Annotated in this window: 17 protein-coding genes and 2 pseudogenes; 15 read left to right on the top strand and 4 right to left on the bottom strand. The window is 66.6% G+C overall.

Annotation, left to right across the window (positions count from 1 at the left end):
* Window positions 1-179 precede the first annotated feature (179 nt).
* The 3 genes from ABZX79_RS24640 to ABZX79_RS24630 all read left to right on the top strand — a co-directional run bounded on the left by ABZX79_RS24640 (window position 180) and on the right by ABZX79_RS24630 (window position 4,136).
* Window positions 180-971 (top strand): hypothetical protein, encoded by a 792-nt coding sequence (locus ABZX79_RS24640; RefSeq protein ID WP_355261597.1) that lies wholly within the window; start codon window positions 180-182, stop codon window positions 969-971.
* A 266-nt stretch (window positions 972-1,237) separates the two neighbouring features.
* Window positions 1,238-2,878 (top strand): AAA family ATPase, encoded by a 1,641-nt coding sequence (locus tag ABZX79_RS24635; protein ID WP_355261594.1) that lies wholly within the window; start codon window positions 1,238-1,240, stop codon window positions 2,876-2,878.
* Between the two features lie 676 nt (window positions 2,879-3,554).
* Entirely contained in the window at window positions 3,555-4,136 is a 582-nt protein-coding gene (locus tag ABZX79_RS24630; protein ID WP_355261592.1) for a hypothetical protein, read from the top strand.
* 653 nt (window positions 4,137-4,789) lie between these two features.
* Here ABZX79_RS24630 and ABZX79_RS24625 read toward each other — a convergent pair.
* Entirely contained in the window at window positions 4,790-6,829 is a 2,040-nt protein-coding gene (locus ABZX79_RS24625) for a hypothetical protein (RefSeq protein ID WP_355261589.1), read from the bottom strand.
* A gap of 217 nt (window positions 6,830-7,046) precedes the next feature.
* Between ABZX79_RS24625 and ABZX79_RS24620 the strand changes: the two genes are divergently transcribed.
* Window positions 7,047-7,532 carry a hypothetical protein gene (locus tag ABZX79_RS24620; protein ID WP_355261586.1) on the top strand — a complete coding sequence of 162 codons (486 nt, stop codon included), beginning with the start codon at window positions 7,047-7,049 and terminating at the stop codon, window positions 7,530-7,532.
* Here ABZX79_RS24620 and ABZX79_RS24615 read toward each other — a convergent pair.
* Window positions 7,525-7,882 (bottom strand): annotated as a pseudogene (locus ABZX79_RS24615) (transposase); the annotation flags it as partial. The gene ABZX79_RS24620 and the pseudogene ABZX79_RS24615 overlap by 8 nt on opposite strands.
* Window positions 7,883-7,884: 2 nt before the next feature.
* Here ABZX79_RS24615 and ABZX79_RS24610 point away from each other — a divergent pair.
* From ABZX79_RS24610 to ABZX79_RS24580, 7 genes and pseudogenes are all read left to right on the top strand, one after another.
* A complete protein-coding gene (locus ABZX79_RS24610) occupies window positions 7,885-8,277 on the top strand; it encodes a hypothetical protein (protein ID WP_355261873.1) in 393 nt (130 codons plus the stop codon).
* Window positions 8,278-8,601: 324 nt separating this feature from the next.
* Window positions 8,602-9,414, top strand: a complete 813-nt coding sequence (locus ABZX79_RS24605; RefSeq protein WP_355261583.1) for a hypothetical protein — start codon at window positions 8,602-8,604, stop codon at window positions 9,412-9,414.
* Complete coding sequence (locus ABZX79_RS24600) at window positions 9,411-9,893, top strand: hypothetical protein (RefSeq protein WP_355261580.1); 483 nt, start codon at window positions 9,411-9,413, stop codon at window positions 9,891-9,893. The genes ABZX79_RS24605 and ABZX79_RS24600 overlap by 4 nt, the downstream gene beginning before the upstream one ends.
* A gap of 649 nt (window positions 9,894-10,542) precedes the next feature.
* Window positions 10,543-14,250 (top strand): hypothetical protein, encoded by a 3,708-nt coding sequence (locus ABZX79_RS24595; RefSeq protein ID WP_355261577.1) that lies wholly within the window; start codon window positions 10,543-10,545, stop codon window positions 14,248-14,250.
* A 110-nt stretch (window positions 14,251-14,360) separates the two neighbouring features.
* Window positions 14,361-14,783, top strand: coding sequence for a hypothetical protein (locus ABZX79_RS24590; RefSeq protein WP_355261574.1), 423 nt, complete (start codon window positions 14,361-14,363; stop codon window positions 14,781-14,783).
* An 11-nt stretch (window positions 14,784-14,794) separates the two neighbouring features.
* Complete coding sequence (locus tag ABZX79_RS24585; RefSeq protein ID WP_355261571.1) at window positions 14,795-15,424, top strand: hypothetical protein; 630 nt, start codon at window positions 14,795-14,797, stop codon at window positions 15,422-15,424.
* A gap of 32 nt (window positions 15,425-15,456) precedes the next feature.
* Window positions 15,457-16,186: pseudogene (locus tag ABZX79_RS24580) on the top strand (transposase); the annotation flags it as partial.
* Between the two features lie 3 nt (window positions 16,187-16,189).
* Here the strand turns inward: ABZX79_RS24580 and ABZX79_RS24575 are convergent.
* Window positions 16,190-16,744, bottom strand: coding sequence for a hypothetical protein (locus tag ABZX79_RS24575; protein WP_355261568.1), 555 nt, complete (start codon window positions 16,742-16,744; stop codon window positions 16,190-16,192).
* Window positions 16,745-17,492: 748 nt separating this feature from the next.
* Here ABZX79_RS24575 and ABZX79_RS24570 point away from each other — a divergent pair.
* The 3 genes from ABZX79_RS24570 (at window position 17,493) to ABZX79_RS24560 (ending at window position 18,953) form a co-directional block, all read left to right on the top strand.
* Window positions 17,493-17,690 carry a hypothetical protein gene (locus ABZX79_RS24570; protein ID WP_355261565.1) on the top strand — a complete coding sequence of 66 codons (198 nt, stop codon included), beginning with the start codon at window positions 17,493-17,495 and terminating at the stop codon, window positions 17,688-17,690.
* Between the two features lie 95 nt (window positions 17,691-17,785).
* Window positions 17,786-18,316, top strand: coding sequence for an ATP-dependent DNA ligase (locus ABZX79_RS24565; protein WP_355261562.1), 531 nt, complete (start codon window positions 17,786-17,788; stop codon window positions 18,314-18,316).
* Between the two features lie 208 nt (window positions 18,317-18,524).
* A complete protein-coding gene (locus ABZX79_RS24560) occupies window positions 18,525-18,953 on the top strand; it encodes a hypothetical protein (protein WP_355261559.1) in 429 nt (142 codons plus the stop codon).
* A gap of 15 nt (window positions 18,954-18,968) precedes the next feature.
* On the opposite strand, the gene ABZX79_RS24555 is transcribed toward ABZX79_RS24560, so the two are convergent.
* Entirely contained in the window at window positions 18,969-19,193 is a 225-nt protein-coding gene (locus ABZX79_RS24555; RefSeq protein WP_355261557.1) for a hypothetical protein, read from the bottom strand.
* A 435-nt stretch (window positions 19,194-19,628) separates the two neighbouring features.
* Here ABZX79_RS24555 and ABZX79_RS24550 point away from each other — a divergent pair, with 435 nt between their 5' ends.
* On the top strand, window positions 19,629-19,913 hold the full coding sequence (locus tag ABZX79_RS24550) for a hypothetical protein (protein WP_355261554.1): 285 nt from the start codon (window positions 19,629-19,631) through the stop codon (window positions 19,911-19,913).
* Window positions 19,914-20,377 lie beyond the last annotated feature (464 nt).

Raw genomic sequence — 20,377 nt, 5'->3', positions numbered from 1 at the left:
TCGGGGATCTTGTGATGTCACAGGGTCATCTTGTTCTTTATCTACCAGGATCTGCCCCGCGTCACGGGAAGGATGGTCCGCGAGCCGACATAGGCGCTATCGTCCGTCACGTGGGGGGACCTGGCGAGACACGGTCTCGGACCGACGTGGTGCTGCGCGGGCGTGGGACGCGCGCACGGTTGGATTCGGGAGAACTGGTACTGGACGGCGGAGGGGTGCGGCAGCGGATCCCGCTGGCGGCGATCGAGAAGGTCGAGGCCCGAGGGTCGCGTGGAGCGGCCCTGGTGGTGACGCTGACGTCCGACGGTACGCCGCCGCGGACGTATGCCGTCCGGAGCCGCAACGCTTCAGCGGTGGAGGCGTTCGCCGCGACGGTCGCGTGTTCCGTTCCGGTCAGGGACGCCGATGAGCCCCGGGCCGATGGCTCGCGCCGTGTCGTCGTGGAGTTCCTGCCGGCGCGACCGAAGCGCTTGGACGCGGTCCAGCGAAGGCTGCTCGTCGGGGCCGCCGTCTGGGCCCTGGTCCTGGCGGCGGTCATCGCCGACGGTGACCACACGGACGAGGACGTCTTGATGTGGCTGTTGGCACCACTGCTCGTGCTGCCGGGTGCCATGTGCGTGGTGGAGCTCTGGACGAGCGTCCGTGACGCCTTGGTGCTGCCGCGGCGCGGCGTCACGGTGGTGGGTGAGTTGGTGGACAGCACGGTCAACTCGGACGGGGACGTCGTCGGGTACGTCTACACGTTCACGGCGGTGGACGGAACCGTCCACCGGCACGAGGGCATGTTCGGTGGCGAGGAGTCCGTCGAGATCACCTATGACCCGTCCCACCCGGATCGGTCACGCGTGCACGGCCATGCGGGGGCTTCCGCGCTCAAGACCGTCTTTTGCGTCGTCCTGGGCTTGCCGACGTTCCTTACGGGAGCAGCGATGGCTTTCGTCCCACTGGCCGAACTGGTCTCGGGGGTCTGAGGCGTTCATTCCCGGGCCGTTCTGGCTTGTGACTGGGTGGTGTGGTGGCAGCGGTTGGTCGTCAGCGTGTTCCTGGGGATCGGGCTGCGTTGCGGGCCGCATGTAAGTCGGGGTTGTGGTGTATCGGTGCTGCACGGGTTGGTGATCTTGGCTGTCGCAGGCTGACCATGCTGCTGGCATCGGTCTGTTAGCAGGGTGGTGGGTGGCTGTCATGGGTTTGCTCATTCCTGTGTGCGTGGTTTCTGTCTTCGGGTGTGCTGGCGGGTATGGGTGAGGATGGTCGGCTGGCGCGGGGTGTGGTGGTGCGTCGGTTGTTGGCGGTGGATCAGGGTTCGGGGTCGGTGTCGTCGCTGCATGTGCGGGTGATGGCCGAGGCTGCGGGGGTGACGGCTCGTACGGTGTGGCGGTGGTTGTCCGAGGCGAGGGCGGGCCGGTTGGAGCCTGAGCCGCGGCAGGACAGGTTCGAGTTGAACGATGAACTGTGGGCGGTCCTGGCGGAGGTCGGCGGAAATGTCGCGGCGTTGCACCGTCGGATGACGGGCGACGGCTCATCGGGGAGTGTGCCGTCGCTGGGGACGCTGCACCGCGTGGTGCAGCGGGATCTGCGTGCGGGTCGGGTGCTGGAGGCGGCGCGTCCGGCCCACAACCGGGTCGAGGTCGGCCGCTATGACCGGGTTCTGGCCGAGCTGAAGCTGCAGCGGGCGGGCGAGGGCCTGCCGGTGATCGACACCGCCCCGACTGATCCGGGCGTGGCCGCCGCGGACGCGGACGAGGGTTTGCCGTCGCGGGGCGGGGTGCGGTTGTTCGTGCCGGGTGCGCGGGTGGTGTCCACGGGACCGGTTGCCGCGGTGGTGGAGGCGGTGGGGCATACGGCGGCGGCGCGGGGGATCGGGTGTGTGTTCGGGGATCCGGGGGTGGGCAAGACGGTGGCGGTGCAGCAGGCGCTGCATCTGCTTCCTTCGCGGGTGCCGGTGTGGCGGGCGGTGGTTGGGGTGAAGCCGGGCCTCCCGCAGATGCGTGCGTCGCTGCTGGAGGCGTTGGGGCTGCCGCCCAGGTCTCTGTCTCACCGTGCGGGGCCGGCGGACCGGGCTCTGGGGGAGGCGCTGCGAACGCCGGGGGTGCTGTTCCTGGATGACGCGCAGCGCCTGTCCCCTCCGTTGCTGGACTACCTGCGGCTGTTGTGGGACGAGCCGGGGACAGCCGCGGCGCTGGTGCTGTGCGGGGCGGGTGCGGAACGGGTGATCGCGCGGGCACCGGCGCTGCGGTCGCGGGTCCTGACTTGGCACCAGGTCCCCGGCCTGGACCAGGACCGGCTTACGCAGACGCTGGCCATGTTCCATGCCGTGTGGGAGGGCGTCGATCCGGCTGACGTGGGGTGGGCGGATGCCACGGTGGCGCGGGGGAACTACCGTACCTGGGCGAAGATCACCTCCCACGTCTACGCCCTGTCCAAGCGCGGCCAGGACGTACGCGCGGACCGTTCGTCCCGTTCATTGAGCGGGCCCACCCCCGGCCCGGTGACGACCACAGCGCTACCGCGATCGCCGTGTCCCTGCGCCACCCTGACGACGATGGCCGCCCGTTCGGCACCGGCTGGCTGCGCTGCGAGGCCAACCTCGTCGTCGGCATCTGGCAGCCGGCTTACCGGACGCTCACCCACGCCGCGTTCGGTCTGGAACTGCCCGAGTAACCGCTGCCTCCGGCTCACTACGCCGTCCACATCACCCGACCCGGTCGCCCGCTGCTCCGGATCGGCCCCTATACCCAGTGCCACCACGCCGACCATGACGTCGCCCGCCTGCGCCAGCAACTGGGCGAGCCCGGAGCCGTGGCAGCGGTGCCCTTCGACTTCGGCGCCGTCGACACGTACCACGACCCGCACCGCCAGGACGTCGATGACCTCATAGTGCAAGAGCCATCGACCGCCCCCACCCACCAGCCCTGATCCGAGACACACGACGGTCCGGGGCGGCCGCCGGCGACTGCCCGGCCGTCCCGGATACCACCCGCTCAACCCGGCACGACACGTCCAACCGGAGGAGAACAGCGATGGAAACCCGCCGCACAGACCTGTACCGGATGCGCTCCCGGCTGCTGTCGGCCGCCTACGGCAACACCGACTACCGCTACCAAACTCTGTGCCTCCTGGGTGGATCTGTTCCAGACCGACAACATCACCCACGTCCCGCCGCCTCCCACTCCAGCGACGTCCCGGGCCGGAGACCGCGCCTTACAGCGACTGGGAGGGCTGCGAAGCCTGCTCGGAGGTGCAGGATTTTTGCCGATACCACGCGGGATTCCAGGCTGGAGAGAAGTACACAGGAGTTGCTGACCACGTTGGCTACCGACTCGATCGCTCTGGATCACCTTCAGGTGCACCACACCGGCATCTAGCAGTAGCGCGCCGTTATGCCGCTGCCGACTCCCCTGCTGAATCCACCGTCTGACAGGCATGAGGCATGGGACCCTGCCTCAGCGCTTCCGGTGTCGGCCTGGGGGAGATCCAAGGGTTTCGCAAAGGCGTAAAGGAGGGAGTACCTGCCGTGGGGTGAGGTCTTCCAACTTCACAAAGGGGGGCATCACATGGGCGCCAATTGGGTGGGTTTGTTGATCGCAATGGTGGGCGTGGGGGGTACGTTGGGAGCCGCATTGCTGACACAGAACCGTGCGGACCGCACCAAGCACATGGAGCTCCAGGCCGCCACTGAACAACGGCGCGAGGAACGCGGTCATGCCGAGGAGCTGCTCCAGGCGGAGCAGGCCAGGCAATGGCAGCGCGAGAGCCTTGAACGGCGGCGCGCCTGCTACATCACACTGAACACTGCCTCACGCCAGTACGTGACTGAGATGACCAACTATCTCTACGCGCTTCAACGCAGCCAGGACGTCGACACATCCCTGAAGAACCTGGAGGCGGGCAGGCTGGCCTTTCGGGAAAGCTACGCGGAAGCCCAGATGGTCCTTCCGGACGCGGTGTTGCGCGCCGCCAGCATGGCCAAGAAGCGTTTGAACGCCGCGTACGGCAAGCTCAGGAAGTACGGAGGGGCACCCTCCACGTACGCGGAGGAGCTGGCGACCCTGGAGGGTGAACTCAACCAGGAGGTCTGGCCCTACCTGGGGGCACTGAAGCAGTCCATGCGTGCCGATCTGGGCGTCGACGACTAGGCGGCGAGTGAGAAAGCGAACCCGCTCGAAGGGCGGCACGGCACCGGTGCAGTGAGGATTGCGAGCGAAGCGCTGAGGGAAAGGTGTTGACCGCGGTCAACACGGTGAGGCCGGTGCTGGACAGCGCTCCCTGGTGCCTGCCACGGAGTTAGGAGCGTATGGCCAGCCTTCTGGAGAATGCCTACAGCGCCTGCTGAGCAACGTGGCGGATGCGCGATCCCTCATCTGCCCTGTTCAGATATCGGTCTGGACAGCGGCGCACATACGGTGAGTGGGCCTCCTGACAGGACTGGCAGCGTAAAAGAGCTGGGCCCGCGGCACTTCGCACGTACGCGGGCCCAGCAGGCCGCCACCGCCGGCTGGAGCTGCTGCCAGCTCGCACAGGTGTTGCAGGTGCGTCAGGAGTGACTACAGGAACTGACCGCGGTCAACGCCCGGAGATCGACCGAGAGGGCCAGCTGCCCGTCCGTGTTGACCGCGGTTAATACGGAGCCGCTCTTAGCTGCGCGTAGCAGGACCAGACCTTGCCTGGCCTGCACCTTCTGCTCTTGTGCTGCTGAGGCGCAGGGCTACCGGGACGATTGGCACCGCACTACGGCCAATGTGGCTGCGGAAGCGGCGTTCGAACCTTGCTGCTGAGCGAACACAGCCTGCTACACAGGGTCGTATGAAAAGGAGGTGCTCCCCCACACGGCGAGTCGGTCCGTCAAGGCCGTGGTGTGGGAGCCAACATCGTCGCGCAAGCGGGTTGAACGAATTGCTGCGGTGAGGGAATCCGTGAGATCAGCGTCGCCGACGTCACGGGCGAGGCTCCGCAGCGCGCGGAGCCGCGGGACGCTGCGGGTCTCATCTTTCAGGTAGGCGGCTGCGACCTGACGTGCGGCCCAGCATCGCACCATGGCCTCCCCGATGCACGGTTCTCCGTTATGAGTCCATATCCGCTGAAGGCGTGCCATCGCGATCCCGTATGTGTCTCCGTCAGGATCTTGGGCGTTCGAGAAGGGCTTCAGCAGGGCCGCCGGCCCGCTCAGCACGTGTCGGCCGTCGGGGCGAGTGGCATCCAGAGTGAGCGTGGAGATTCCGTCTGGTACGAGCGCGGCGATTCCAACGATCAGAACGGTCAGCTGAGTAGAGGAGGGTGCGGAGAGATGAACGGTCCACGAGTCCGGTTGCTCGTCCAGAGTCACCTCGGAGCATCCCATCACCGTGAATGCTGCACCGAGCAGGCTGCCCGTTGTGATCCCCATGGCACGGTAGCCATCGGCGCGGGTCACCGATACTCCGAGTTGGCTCAGTGCATGCATCAATCCGACCAGGCAGCCCATAGCGCTTTCACACCCGGTAAGGACCTCGTCGATCAGATCGGCCCACCCGAGGAACGTGGGCCCGCTCTTGATGTCTGCCGTAACTCCGTCTTCTTGGTACCGCGCCAGTCCGTGAGAGTGAGCGTTGCGCAGGTCTAGATTGAATCCGGTGAGCAGCGGATCCAAGTCTTCATGGCCGCGGGCGCTGCGAATCAGGCCGGTAGCGTCGTCCTGGCGCAGCTTTTCGTAGGGACGAGTCTTGCGTCCCGTGCCGGCGAACAGTGCGATGGCGACCAGTTGACCTGGGCCTTCCACCAGGCTCGACGCAATGGTGACTATGGACCGGGCTGCCTGGCGAGATATGCCGCTACCGATGGCGTGTGCTGCCTGGGCTGAAGCGTCGAAGGTGTCGAGCAATGCGGCTTCGAGGTCAGTCACGAAGTGTGGGCTTGATGCCATGGCGGACAGCAACTGAGGGTTCTTCGCGAAGAGCCGGTAGCTGTCAACGACCACCTGTCGAAAGCGACGTCTGTCTCCGTACGTGCAGGCTGCTGCATCCTGCAGAGCGAAGTGGAGGCCGACGCCGTGCCCGGGGCCAGGTGCCGCACCGGTCGCGTCGCTCAATTCGACCTCCGCTCGCGCGCTTAGGTTGACCAAGTCAGCGGCTCCGAGGCGGCTCATGGAGTCCTGTAGCAGCACCACCACTTGGTCTTCCAAGCGTTCTGAGTAGATGAGAGCAGTCAATAGGTCCATGGCCACGCTGTACTGCTTCAGGCAGATCTCAGCGGCGTCCAGATGCTGCTGAGCCGTCGCGGCGTGGCGCTGAGCCTCCAGGGGTACCGAGGCACTGAGTGCTTTCAGGTACGCGCGAGCCATCTCGACGAGGCGCTCCGCGAGCTCTCGGGCCGTGTCCACTATTGCGATGCACGGTCGACGGCGAGGTGCTGATGCCGTCAGCGCTGCGCCGGTGACCAGATCCTGCACAGCTGATCGCAGGAGGGCTTCGGCCCCTGGCTTCGCTTCGCTGACCGCGCGCACCGCTGAAAGGAAGGCGGAGAGCCACGTCTCGAACCGTGACAGAAGTTGCGCCATTTCCACGTGGCCGAAGGACCCGATGCCTGGCGTTGCTTCGGCGCTGTTCAGCAAGGTAGCCACTGCATCGGCCGCAGCGCGACGGTTTATGGCACGTTGATCGACCTCCCACGAGGCCGGGCGCTTCCCGCAGTCGGCGCAGATCTGGCCTCGAAGACGGTCCACACCGCATCCCAGACAAGCGATGAGCTCGAATGACAGCCGGAAGCGGTGGCGTGATTCGGTCATGAGCGGCTCCTCGATTTCGGCCGCAAGTCGGCGCGGTGACGTGGCGATCGCGCTCATCATCGCGCCCACCACTGACATTCAGCAGCGTGTTTGTCCCTGAGAGGCACCCTGTGTTCTCGTCCTGTTGACCGCGGTCAACAGGCAGTTTTCGTCACATCTCCGCTCATTGGAGATGCGGGTTGAACGGCGTTAGCTACAAAAGAGGTGGCCGGGGGGGGGTGCCCCTATCTCTTTGGTCAAGGGAAACGGGGCTGCGTTGGATGGGGGAGCCGGGCAGCATGGCGGTGTGGCTGATCTTCTGTGGGATGACGTGAGCTGTTTCTTCGACCCGGACCTGATGGGGTCGCTGCCGGACGTGCGTGTCCCGGATTGTTCGGTGGAGGACTGGCAGGCGGTCCTCGATCTTGTCGAGGCCAGGGGCTGGAAGTGCCAGTACTCCGAAGGCGAGACGGTGCTGCCGGTGCCGCGGGCGGAGACCGTGCTGTCCCGCCCGGCGGACGCTGAGTGCCCGGACCTGCGGGTCTGGCCGACTCCCGACGTGCTGGCGATCTTCCGTTTCAAAGACGACGAGGTCATCGACTTCGACGTCGACCTGCGGGAGTTGCAGGGCCAGGAACGACTCGATGTGTTCTGCGGCTTCCTCCGGGAGGTCGGGCGGCTCTTGGGCAAGCCGGTCCTGATGGATCCGGAGGGCGACTACGGCCATCCGGTGCTCGGCTTCGATGTCGAGGCCGATCGCGTCGTCCTTCTGGCTGAACCGCTGGTCATGTGACCGCGGCCGCAGGCCGGGACTCGTAGAAGGTGCCGTCACGGAGCATCGCGAAGAGGACATCGGCTCGTCGTGGGCGAGGCAGAGCAGGGCCTGGGTGTGGTGCTTCCCCTGGGCGATCTTCTTGTCGTAGTAGGCCCGTGATGCCGGGTCGCCCAGGGCGGCGAACGCGGAGAGGGAGAAGGCCCGTTTGAGCTGCTTGTTTCCCCTCGGGAGGGCTGTTCGCCGCGGATCGATGACCCTGAACTGCGGGTCGCCGGGGCGAGTCCGGCGTAGGCGGCGAGGTGGCCTGCGGTCGGGAAGGTGCTGCCGTCGCCGACCTCAATCAGGATCCTGGCTCCGGTCCTGACGCCGAATCAGGCGCCGCCACACCACCGAAGCCATCATCGGCGGCATCACGGGCACCCAGATCCTCGTCCTCGGCCGCTACGACCAAGACGGCCAGTTGCGCCCCGTCGGCCGCACCGTGCCGCTGCGGCCGGACGCCGCCCGCCAGCTCGCCGAACACCTCCACCCCGCCGGGTCGGACCACCCGTGGACCGGCGCCCGCTTCTCCTCCACCTGGGGCAGCCGCGAACCCCTGGACGTCACCCTTGTTGTCCCCGAACTCGTCGCGGAAATCGACGCCGACAACGCCATCGACCGTGGCGCCTGGCGACACCCCATGCGATTCGTCCGGCTGCGCCTGGACGCCACGGTGGCCGACGTGCCCCGATTCGGTGAGGGCATTACCCCCGCCGCCGGATGACGCGCCACTGCAACAGGCAAACTGCTGAAGCGATCGGAACCAGCCAGCAGTGCGTGATTGATGTGAGCATGGTCATCTTCCGTCTCCCGGAACCCTCGCATTGTCTGCGCACAACTTCCACGGGGTTCGGTCGGTGGCGTCGTTCCGGTTGCGGGCCGTTTCCCGCCATGCCAGGGCACCTCACCTGTCGCTCAGTTATTCCTGTGCCTAGAGTGATTGGACCGCTCAGCGTGGACTAGACCATTCTCGAGCGCGGGCGACGGGGCCGGCGTAGACCGCTGTCGAGCACCCAGCGCGGGCCTGGCTGGCACAGCCTTTGCGGTGATGCCAGGTTCGGACGGCAAACAGTCTGCCGCCGCCGACCGGCCCGCTGCGGCGCAGGAGCCGGCGGCTAAGGCGTACATCGGGGATCCCGAGGACCCGGCGACGTGGAAGTTGCCTGTCGAGGCCTATCTGCCCACCAAGGCTGAGGCGCGTCTCATGTCATCCTCCCGCGATGACGTGATCAAGCAATGCATGGCAGACGCCGGTTTCCCGGACTGGCAGCCGGCGCCTGACCTGCCAACGGTCGGCGGGACAACGCTGACCGACTGGCGCTACGGCATCCACGATCTCGCGCTGGCCAAGCAGAACGGATACCACCCGGACTCAGAGCAGCAGGCCGCAAACGAAGCCGCGCTCGCTTCGGACGAGTCCATGAACGCTGACCAGGACATCCTGCGTAGCTGCGCCTCGAAAACGGACGACACAGGCGCCAGCGTTCAGCATTCTCCACTGGTGAACCAGATCAATGGCAGCAGCTACCAGCAGTCGACGGAAAGCGCTGCGGTGAAGAAGGTGTTCGCGCTGTGGTCGGCGTGCATGAAGGCAAAGGGCTACACCTACCGTGAGCCCCTGGATGCCAGCGACAGCTTCAGTGCCGGCTCGGATGAGATCAGCGAGGCCGAGAAGCAGACAGCGGTAGCGGACGTGGGGTGCCGAGACCAGCACCACGTGGAGAAGACCTGGTTCGAAGCGGAAGCCGCGATCCAGCAGAAGGCCATCGCCGGACGCCTCGATCACCTGAAGCTGCAGAAGGATGCGATTAAGTCGGCCGTCGCCAAGGCCCGCTCGACGTCTGAGGAGGCTGTGCGATGAGGCTTCTCGGCAGAGCAACTGCCCTCACGGCCATGGCCGCCGCTCTGTTCGTCACGAACGCTGGCGCAGCCAGCGCGGCGAATCCCGGCAACGATGCGGACACTCTCCAGAGCATGGAAGCCTGCAAGGAGCCGGGCTACTCGAAGTTCAAGTTCACACTTTGGTACAACTCCGGGCAGAACGGCGCGTACCGGAACATGCATCACGCGATCTACAACTTCGATGCGCTCCGTCCCGGGGACGGAGCTGACCACCCGCTGAAGTACTGCAGCGGAGGTGTCAGCAGTCCGTGGCCGGGTTCGCTGCAGCGAGTGAAGAATAACGCCGCAGCGGGTGAGAACTTCCACTACAAGTACATGGCTCGCGTCTACTACAACAGTGGTTACAAGGGCTCCCAGGACGTGATGGGCCCGTACCAGCACATCGACCAGTTCCGGAACGTCTACAACAACAACGCGTCGTTCCAGTTCACCAGCTGACGATCGATTGGCCCTCGTCGCTGCCCAGTCCGTGCCCCCGTACGGACTGCGGCATGCGGCGCCCTCGCTCACCCAAACTGTCAATGGGGCAGGCAACGTGTCGCGATGTCATGTCGAAAGGACGCCTGGTCACGGGATGTGCGCAGTGCGGCAGTGCTCACAAGCCGCTTGATTTCCCAACCCTAGACCGAGTCGAGGCCGCACAGCGACGCTGACGTGTCACAGCCGACATTCCGGGGGTGTGCAGACGGCGGGGCATGCCCGTGGCCGCGCTGGTGAGCCTCGAGCCGTCCCGGAGGCGATTCCAACCGCAGGGCGTACCCCTGTCGACCGCCGGACCCCTGCTTTGTTCCTCCTCATACAGGGCTGCGGCGGTCTTATCACCCATGCCCGAAACCGCCACTTGAGGAGTGAGTTGAGAATATCCAGACGAGCCCGCGGGATCGCTGGCCTTGCGGCCACCGCGGTCCTGACCGGGCTCATACAGGCTGTTCCGGCCATGGCAGCCCCCACACCATCGTCGCCCGGACCCGAGAGCAGCGAACCGTCGGAGCTGGCTGCCCGCGTACAGGATCCAGGCAAGAGACTCGGCAAGGACTGGAAGGCTTCTGCTGATCGGGCGGTGACCACTGCGGCGGATGCTGGAGGGTTGAAGATCCTCGTCGCAGACAGCAAGGACGCCTACCAGTGGAGGACAGTCACCACCCTCGCAGAGCCCGGCATGCCGGCGGACGCGTGGATCGGGAACGCGTGCGTGATGGACCGGGAGCACGTGGCCGCCGTCTACGCGCCGCGCACGTTCGCCAACAAGCCAGACCTGATGCAGGGCGGCGCGTTCACCGCCGTCGTCGACGTGAAAACCGGCACGGTGACGAAGCTTCCGTTCACCGCGTCGATGGCCTACTTCGACCCGACCTGCAACCCTGAGACCGGTACTGCCGCGTTCACCGCGTTCCGCGACAACAAGACCCGCCTGGTCACCGTGACGACCAGCGGCAAGACCATCGCGGACGCCTCAGTGGACGGACAGGTGACATCTGCTGTGCCCGTCAATGGCGGCCTTGTCGCCGCACGGGGACGGCATCTGGTTCACCTCAGCCCCTCCGGCAAGGCCCGCACCCTGGCCAGGGCAGACAGTGTTCCGTTCCAGATCCGCCCCACACGTGACGGGGTGGCGTTCCTGGATCGCACGGGTGACACCGCCCGCGCGAAGCTGTGGACCGAGCGCGGGAAACCGTCGACGCTGGCGTCTGGCAAGCTCGGAGACCTCGCCCTCAAGCAAGGTACCGAGGGCCGGCTGTTCCTCACCGGGCAGGCCAAGAACGCCCGCCCGGCGGGTAGTACCATGACCCGCCTGAACGTTCCGGCGGAGGCCGAGGTGTCCAGTCTGGGCCGGCTGGCCGTCGACCCGGTCCTCATGCCGGGTGTGAGGGCCGGTCTCGACAACATCCAGAATGCCGGGAAGGGTTTCACCAAGGGCGAACCGTCGGCCGCCCGGCGCAGCGCCCAGGGCCCCGCGGACGATGCCGGGCCGCCGACCATCACGAGCACCTCGACCGCCACCGGTCAAAAGATCACCCAGGCGCTGGCGGACACGACCAGCGCCACGGGGAAGGAGTCCTTCTCACCCGCCCTCCCCACCACCACCGGCACGAGTCGCCCGGCACCCGGCAGGAGCGGGTGGGCCGCGGCGGCCGATGACCCACGGGCGTCCACTCCGGTCGACACCGACCGCTTGTGCTCCATCCCCCGCAACGACGTCAAGGCGCTCGCCCTGCAGCCGACCCCGAACCAGGTCGAGTGGGCGGTGAACATGGCGATCCGCGGCGAGCTGCGCGCCAAGTGGATCAAGCAGGGAGGATGGCGCACTCAGGCCGGGCTGGGCACCGTCGACCCGCAGGGCCTGTTCCCTGCCCCGACGCTGAAGGGCGGCGGGCGCATTCCCGCCCAGGTGCTGCTCGGTGTGCTCGCGCAGGAGTCGAACCTCTGGCAGGCCGAAGGAGGTGCCATCCCCGGCCAGATGGGCAACCCGCAAGCCGCGATCGCCGGATTCTACGGACACAAGGGTGAGACGTCCGAGGAGTACTGGAAGATCCGCTGGCTGAACTCGGACTGCGGTTACGGGGTGGGCCAGGTCACCGACGGCATGCGCCTGGCCGGGCACGAGAAGCCTGGCGAGACGTCCCTGCCTCCGGTCAAGCAGAAGGCCGTTGCCCTGGACTACGCGGTCAACATCGCCGCATCGATGTACATCCTCGCGGACAAGTGGAACCAGGTGCACACCGCCGGGCAGACCATCACCGTCAACAACGACGACCCGTCGAAGCCGGAGAACTGGTTCGCCGCGCTGTGGAACTACAACCTCGGCTTCAACCCGAACAAGGGTGACGGCAAGCCGTGGGGCCTCGGCTGGTACAACAACCCCGCGAACCCGTTCTACCCGCCGTCGCGGCACCCGTTCATGACCGACCCGCGCGACGCCGCGAAGCCCCAGAACTGGCCGTACCAGGAGAAGGTGATGGGCTGGTCCGCCTGGTCCATGGACACCGGCCTCTCCTACTCCACCGACGGACGGCAGGACTGGCCCGGCGAATCCGGGTACTCCTCCGTCGGGTTCCGGCCCGCCTGGTGGGTCAACGAGCTGCAGCGTGACCTGGTGAAGCCGCCACTGCACGCGTTCTGCAACGCCACCAACAACTGCAACGCGGCCAGCCCGCCGGACTGCCCCGACGCGGAGTGCTACAAGCAGTACTGGTGGCGCGGGTCGAACGTGACGTGGAAGCCAGATTGCGCCGCCGAGTGCGGCAACGAGAGCATCAAGTACGTCACGCTGCGCGAGGAGCCGGGCCGCGGGTACCGGTTGGAGTACGGCACCCCGAAGTGCAGCGCTGCCCCCGCCGGCGCGCTGATCGTGGAATCCGTGCCCGACAACACCGACACCTACAGCAACTGCGGGTCCAGCGGCACCGACGCCGGGCACTTCCAGTTCACCTTCTACCCCAACCCGGCAGCGACCGGGCCCGGCCTGGGCCCGTACCAGGCCAAGGGAGACCTGCACCAGATCGGCGGTGGGCAGGGCGGCCACTTCTGGTACGCCCACACCCGCGACACGGCGCACCTCGGTGGGGACTCCGGGCTGATGACCGTCAAGGGGACCTGGACCCTCGACAAGAACATCGAATGGGCCCGCGTGCTGGTGCATCTCCCGGACACCGGAGCCCATACCCGGCAGGCGGCGTACGTGATCGGCGGCGCCGACACCACCAGCAAGGCGCGCATCGTCGAGCAGCGTGCCAACCGGTGGGTCAGCCTCGGCGCCTTCCGCTTCACCGGAACACCGACGGTCACCCTCACCAACGCCACCGCCGACGGCACCGCCGACGAGGACGTCGCATGGGACGCGGTCGCCTTCCAGCCCCTTCCCGGCAAGCCGAACCACATGGTGGTCGGGATGGGCGACTCCTACGCCTCCGGTGAAGGAGCTTCCGACACAAAGGGCGATGACTACTACCCGGAGTCCGACTACTACAACAAGGTGTCGGGTGACAAGTGGAAGAACACCTGCCACCGCTCCCGGCATGCCTGGTCCCGCCGCGCTGCGCTGCCCGGCGAACAGCTCTCGGTCGGGGAACTGGCGGACTCATGGAGCGCCAGGATGGACTTCCAATTCGCCGCCTGCTCCGGCGCCCGTCACTACAACATCCTCAGCATCACGCCGGACTCCGGGGAGCTGCCGCAGATTCAGCAGGGCTATCTGGACCAGCACACCACCCTGGTCGCCCTGGCGATCGGCGGTAACGACATGGCGTTCGCTGACGTCATCAAGAAGTGCATCACGACCATTTCTGATGTGTGTCAGAACGGGTCGATCAAGGCCCGCAATCCCGACACCGGGCAGGCATACGACACCGACACCCCCGCGCTGAAGGACTGGCTGCCGGCATGGGCGCACAACGTCATCCGGCCCCGCCTGGTGAAGACACTCAGGGCACTTCACGACAAGGCGCCGAACGCGAAAATCGTGCTTATGGGCTACCCCAGGCTCCTGGAGAAGCGCGGCTCGTGCGTGCTCGGCATCGGTACCGAGGAGGCGCCGTGGCTGAACGAGATGGGTGACGTCGTCGCCACCGAGATGAAGGGAGCCGTCAGCGACGCCGGCTCGTATGCGGTGTTCGCCGACCCGCGGGCTGCGTTCGCCGGGCAGGCGATCTGCGGAGACCCGGAGACGATTCACGGCATCGTCCTCACCGGGCACTCCAGGGCTGACACCAAGCCGAACTCGATGAAGTCGTTCCACCCCAAGGTCTCCGGAACGGCGCACTACGCAAAGGCGTTCCAGGACGCCCTCGCGCGGTAACAGCCGGCTACGAGTTCTGGGGCGCCGTACGATGCGGCGCCCCAGAACACTTCGAGTTGAGTAGCTGTACGGATAGCAGTCCACCAGTCGACAGGTAGATGATCGTGCTCATGACGTATTTAGTGCGGGCTGCGAAGACGGCTTCCATGGCTGCCGCGGCCACGCTCGTCGCATGGTGGCTGATACGCGGTATGTACACGCTGATCGACCACGCCACCGAAGCCGACAGCGCACGCAACCCCCTCGCGGGAATCCCCTACTACCTGGCCGCCAACGCGGCAGGCATTATCTGTCAGCCCTTGGCCCTGTGGGCCGGCGCCAGACTGGCCGGAGTCCGCGGCAACCATCTGGCGATCGTCATCAGCACCTTCGTGTGGGCCACAATGACCACAGGACACCTCGTGGACTCCACCCCGGGCCCGTGGGAGGCCGTCCTGTGGGTGGCCGTCCAGTCCGCCGCCGCGACTGGGGCCTCGCTCCTGCAAGCCAGGCTCATGCCGGCCAGCACACAGCCCAAGGAGCGGTCCTCCTGACCCGGCGGCCAATGAAAATTCTCGTTCTGCGTGCTGCAACGTGGCCGCTCCTCGCCATGTTCAATGTCGTGGCCCGTGTGTGGACGCTTGTTGGCTCGACCAGCCGCTACAGAGCCCACCGACTCGCGGACAGTGACACCGCGCAGCAGGCTCGGCAGGCTGCTGAGACACGGCTGCGGGCCATCGCCCACGCCTACGCGGAGAGCACGCCTTTGGTGTTGCGTCTCCTGGTCGTGGAGGACCACTACACCCGCGGAATGGCCGACTGGGACCTGTTCAATCCGGTGAGGCCTGCCTACCGGGTGGCCTGCTGGATGCGTCTGACGGCCTACTACAGTTCCCCGCTGTCACCATCTGAGACCATCACCGGGATCCTCGCCGCCGGCGAGCATGCCTTGTCCAGCATCCCCTTCACCCACGACAACACCCATGAGGACAAAGGAGATGCACTGACGCATGCGGGGCACACCCTTGCCTGGGATCACCCAGGCTCACAGGTTCCCGAGCCCGCACAACCAGCTAACGCCTACCGGTTCGTGTGCGAGCCTCCAGCGGCGAGCGTGGGCGGTATCCGCCGCCGGCACGGCACGGTGTTCGCGCTGACCCTGCCGCCGGTCGACTACTACCGAGTCCCACGATGACAGAGTTTCGGCCGCGGTAGTAATAGACCCACCTGGCCCTCGCTCAGCTGCCGAAGAAGTACCGGCGCGGACGGCAGACGCCGATCCACGCCGACTCTGCGACTTCGTCGCCTGGCTCGCCCAGTGGGGGCGGTGGCTGTCCTACTCGGTCGGCATGGTGATCACCGACGCGATCCACAGCCGCGTGCTGAAGGTCCTGGACACTGGCCGTCGAGCCGGACGGCGAGATCCGGGACGGTGCCTGGGCCGCCGAACTCACCGGCGATGTCCCGGTCGGCCGACCGTGCGGCTGATCGTACGTAAAGAACGGCCTTACCAAGGAGCCCAGTCGAGGCTCACCGGCGCGGACGGCATGCGGCTGACCTACTTTGCCACCAACACCACCGGCCGACTGGTCCCGACCTTCAACTCTGTCACCGCCTGCGGGCCCAGGCCGAGGACCGCATCCGGGCCGCCCGGGCCACCGGGCTGCGGAACCTGCCCCTGCATCACACCACCCAGAACCGCATCTGGCTCGAGATCGTCCAGATCGCGTTGGACCTGCTGGCCTGGATGTCGATGCTCGCCCTGACCGGCAAGGCCATGCTCCGGGAACGCCGCCGCCTGTGGCTCCGCCTGTTCACCGCGGCCGGGCAGCTCGTCACCACCGGGCGCCGACGGATCCTCCGTCTCGCCCGGCACTGGCCCTGGACCAGCCACCTCACTGCCGCCCTCGACCGGCTCGCCCAACGGGCCGCCGACTCCGTCGGCGGCCCGTCATGAAATCTAGTGAATCAGCGGGGAACCCCCGAGCTGCCAAGTGACAGCCCCCTTGTTGTCGCCTTCTACGTTGTAGACAACAGTGGTGTCCGATGACCACCACTGGGAGGGGTCAAAGGCTACGGATGTGGCAGCACAGGTAAGTCCCGTGGCATTTGCCCATGCATCGTTGAGCTGCTTGGTGAAGTCGCATGTGGTGCTGGCCACCACGTTGTCCGCTCCATCCGACGTCTGCCTCTTCTCAGCCCGCGTCGTGACCGTGAACGACGTGAATCGCTTCGAGCGGTCCTGCACCTGGTCTTCGAGGATTGCCCACGTGAGTGTCGTGCTGGCCTGGATGTGACCGCTAGCGGAAAGAGAAACGCATACGTCAGCGGCAATTTTTGTGTCAGGCTTCTGGCCAGGGAGATCGATGTCGCGGACGTTGGTCGACGAATCTGCACACAATTTTGTCCCTGGAGCGGCGGCAGAGCTGGGTGCACTTAGACCCAGCATTGCAATGGAGATGATGACAATGGACGTGGCCTGCTTGCCGAGCGCACCTACAGTCGGCTTGCGCATATTCCCCCCTCAAGTCATAGGGCATCGCTCGGTGCAACGCCCAACCTGTCGTCCTGGATGACGCACGTGTGCTGTGTCCTGCGGGAAGACACTTTCAGCCACGAACGTTGCGATCAAAACCTCATCAGTAGACATCCTGGCTGAGTCTCACTGCTCGATCGCGCCTTGAGATCGTAAGTAAATAACGAACGATCCGGCATCACGGTGGATGGATAAGGGTCAATGCCTACGGTGCTCCAACACTGGCGCGAATTCGCGACCAAGCTCCGACCTGCAGCTAAACATTTGTACGGACGGCGACCGCAGGCAGGTGGAGTAAGCGGAATGGCGTATACCCGGTCGGCCGTGCCCTTTCGATACGACATCTAACTTAATCTTTAACCTCGGGCGTCGAACGACGTGTCGAACTTGGCGCGGCACCGAGTGCGCACCGACGGCAGAGTGCACAGCATCCGGTGCGCACCACCCGGTGGGGGAGTGCGCTGCATCGTGCACAACCGACCGCGCCGACCGGAGAGTCACCGTGCACAGCCATGGCCGGGACGAGGTCCTCGGCACCGTCTACAGCGACCCGACCTGATCGTGTTCCTCGAAGGCGCCGGCGTCGCCGACCCCCAGGCGCTCCTGGTCGACCCGCAGTGGGGTGGAATGGCGCGGCAGCCCGGCCCCACGGATTCAGCGCCGCTTGACCTCCCGGAGTTGCATAATCCCTGCGACAAAGGCGCACCTGGTCAGCCACGCTTGATCCGTGGCGGCATTTCTATACGAGCGGTTGGTCACGGATCACGAGTACGTACAGCGAGTCAGGCAGCAGCGTCCCAGCGCCCTGCTGCCTGTCATCGCTGCGGCTTCAGCGCGCTGGCACAGCGACACTTGGTGGAACAGCCCGTACCGCAAGTACACGCCGTGGGCTCTCGCCGATGTCGCTCGCACCCGCCTCGCCTAGAGGAACTGCTGACCGGGCCGTACGAACGCCGCCGCGCCATTCTGGAAGCTCTGTTCGCCGACCAGGGTCTGACAGCGCCATGGACGCTGTGCCCGATGACCACCGACCCGGCTGTCGCTCAGGAGTGGCTGTCCTCCTGGACCGAAGTTCCGGGGGTGGAGGGGCTGGTGATCAAGGGACTCGGTCAGCGCTACATGCCTTCGGCGAGAGGCTGGTTCAAAGTCCGCCGGCGCAACACCACCGAAGCGATCATCGGCGCTGTGACGGGCAGCCTGCACCGTCCCCAGCTTGTCCTCCTCGGACTCCGTGATGAACACGGAGTCCTGCGCCTGGTCGGCCGGACCGTGCCGCTGGGGCCGGAGGTGGCCCGCCAGCTCTCCGGCCATTTGCACCCCGCCGCCCCCGAACATCCGTGGACCGGCGTGCGTTTCTCCTCTGCGTGGGGCTCGCGCGAGTCCCTGGATGCCGTTCTCGTCCGGCCGGAGCTGGTAGCGGAAGTGGCCGCCGACACGGCTATCGACCGGGGCGCCTGGCGCCACCTGTTGCGCTTCGTCCGGCTCCGCCTAGACGTTACGGTCGACGACGTGCCCAGCTTCGGCGAGGGCACCACCCCCGCGGCCGGCTGAATCGTCCCGGTCAGCGCCCGGGGCCTGTCCCACGTGACGCAGTACGCGCCCACGCGCCTCGGGCGGTTTGGCCCTACTGGGTCGGGTTCACCCGACCCAGTAGGGTCCCCTCCATGACGTCCCAGCAGAGGTCCGAAGGGTGGAGCCGGGCCCTGGAGCGGGCTGGGCAGATCGCTGCTGTCCTCAGCCGAGCGCCCTGTGCACGGAGATGTACTGGGACTACGTCGGCATCCGCGGCGTCCTCGCTACGGTCCTTAAAGCGCTCGCCGACCAGAGCGGCCGCGCGGTCGACGACGTACCACTGGACGAACTGGAACAGCACTGCGCCCAGGGCCCCGCCCATGTCCGCGACCTCGCGGCGGCCGTCGTGGGGGAGCATCTGGCCCACAGCCTCGATACCGACCCATCAGCCGCCGTACCAGGCCCCGGTGCTTCTCCGGTGGCGACGTGGCTGTGGCTGACCCGGCTGTGGCCGCCCGTGCCGCCCGACGACATCGACGGACTCCCTGCGGACCGTCCCCGGCAGCGGTGGGACGGCATGTCTCGGGGCATCGCCCGCAACCATCCCGGCGCTGCGGTCGACCTTCTGACCGGCGGGGCCGCCGACGCCGCCGCAGCCGCCCAGAACCACGCGTAACACCCGAGGTTCCGCCTATCGGTGGCGTTCGTCGTACGCCGCCCTGGCCGCGCCCTGGACGAAGGCGGCCAGCAGCCCGAGGGCCAAGCCGCCGCCAGCCCATGCCATCGCCGACTCCGACACCACGGTGAAGATCACGACCCCGGTCACGGCGTACGTGATGACCACGACAGCAACCGGCGGCACCCGGTACCACCACGGGCCCTTCGGCCGACTGTCGCTCCCCCTCGACTGATCCATGACGGGCAGTATCCCAGCGCCGGACACGACGAGCACCGAGCCCTCAGCAAGCAGTAGGAGCGGCTGGGAGGTTGAGGTGGTCGTGCCCCGGATCGTCGACTTGGGGCGCAAGCCGGGCTCAGGCCGCAACCGGTGCAGATCACCCGCTCGGGTGCTGACCGCGGAGCGGGCCGGGTCGCCATGGTCGGGGTGACCATGGCGACCCCGACCATGACCCCGGCCGCGCCACAGGCGACCCCGACCACTGTCCTGTGCCAGCGAACCTTGACCGCGTGCCGTCGAAGTTTGATTGCATCCGAGTTGGCCCGGCGACCCCTTCTTCCGATGCTGTCTGCGCGCCTTCGCGGGCGGTCGGGGCCGGCACGCCGCTGGGAGCCTGTCGCCTCCCCAGAGTCGGGCCATTGCCAGGTTGTAGGGCCGATAGGGTCGGTTGGCATGAGTCAGGAAGCGATCATGATGGACGGCCCCGCGGCTGGTCGTGTTTTCGCCGCTAGGCTGCGGCCGCACGGGCTGCCGCCGGGCTTCTTCCTGGTGAGCCGCGTGTCAGGCTCGGAGCCTGTCGAGTTCACTGCGCTGCCGTCACCCGTGCCCAGTTGGGTCGAGGTCCGGGAATCCCACCTGATGTACGTACGGGCGCAGTGGATCAGCAGCGGGCGACCCGCGAAGGACGAATTGGGGCGCTGGTGCTACATGTGGCGCGATCGCCTGGCCGCCGAGTAGAGCGAACGGACGGCCCGGCCTATATTGACCGGTGGCGGGAGCGGCCACAGGGGGCGTCGGCAGACATGTGCGGCGTTGCCGGGCTGTCGGCCTTTCGGTTTGGGAAGCGGGGGACAAACCATGATCAAGTACATTTTGCGTGCCCTCGCCAGGGCTGCATCACAGCAGCCAGACACTGCGTCCAACGGCCCCGGCAATCCGATGATCTACAGCTGGCGTTGCGAGTGCGGCGCTTAAGTCTCGCGGCTCTGACATCAGGGCCGACACGGAGTGCAACGCCCAACGGCACCAGTGGCGTCATTCCGTGGGCCATCCGAAGCCGGAGGTCTACTCCGTCGAATAGGTGTGAGCGAGCATTTTGGCGTCAGTGAAGCTCCGCCATCTTGAAGTGGCTGGTCAGCGGGGTGGCGTGACTCCGTTTCGGGCTGCTCGTACTGGTCGCGGGCGGCGGTCTGTGTTGTAGA

This window comes from Streptomyces sp. NPDC002994 (assembly GCF_040611155.1).
Classification (GTDB): domain Bacteria; phylum Actinomycetota; class Actinomycetes; order Streptomycetales; family Streptomycetaceae; genus Streptomyces.
The sequence above is the reverse complement of the archived record's forward strand: the minus strand, read 5'-3'. Positions and strand labels throughout refer to the sequence as shown.

Coding starts and splice junctions, on each gene's coding strand:
- ABZX79_RS24635 (WP_355261594.1), top strand. CDS start 1,238: ATGGGTGAGGATGGTCGGCTGGCGCGGGGTGTGGTGGTGCGTCGGTTG.
- ABZX79_RS24630 (WP_355261592.1), top strand. CDS start 3,555: ATGGGCGCCAATTGGGTGGGTTTGTTGATCGCAATGGTGGGCGTGGGG.
- ABZX79_RS24605 (WP_355261583.1), top strand. CDS start 8,602: ATGCCAGGTTCGGACGGCAAACAGTCTGCCGCCGCCGACCGGCCCGCT.
- ABZX79_RS24600 (WP_355261580.1), top strand. CDS start 9,411: ATGAGGCTTCTCGGCAGAGCAACTGCCCTCACGGCCATGGCCGCCGCT.
- ABZX79_RS24590 (WP_355261574.1), top strand. CDS start 14,361: ATGACGTATTTAGTGCGGGCTGCGAAGACGGCTTCCATGGCTGCCGCG.
- ABZX79_RS24585 (WP_355261571.1), top strand. CDS start 14,795: ATGAAAATTCTCGTTCTGCGTGCTGCAACGTGGCCGCTCCTCGCCATG.
- ABZX79_RS24575 (WP_355261568.1), bottom strand. CDS start 16,744: ATGCGCAAGCCGACTGTAGGTGCGCTCGGCAAGCAGGCCACGTCCATT.
- ABZX79_RS24565 (WP_355261562.1), top strand. CDS start 17,786: ATGACCACCGACCCGGCTGTCGCTCAGGAGTGGCTGTCCTCCTGGACC.
- ABZX79_RS24560 (WP_355261559.1), top strand. CDS start 18,525: ATGTACTGGGACTACGTCGGCATCCGCGGCGTCCTCGCTACGGTCCTT.
- ABZX79_RS24555 (WP_355261557.1), bottom strand. CDS start 19,193: ATGGATCAGTCGAGGGGGAGCGACAGTCGGCCGAAGGGCCCGTGGTGG.
- ABZX79_RS24550 (WP_355261554.1), top strand. CDS start 19,629: ATGAGTCAGGAAGCGATCATGATGGACGGCCCCGCGGCTGGTCGTGTT.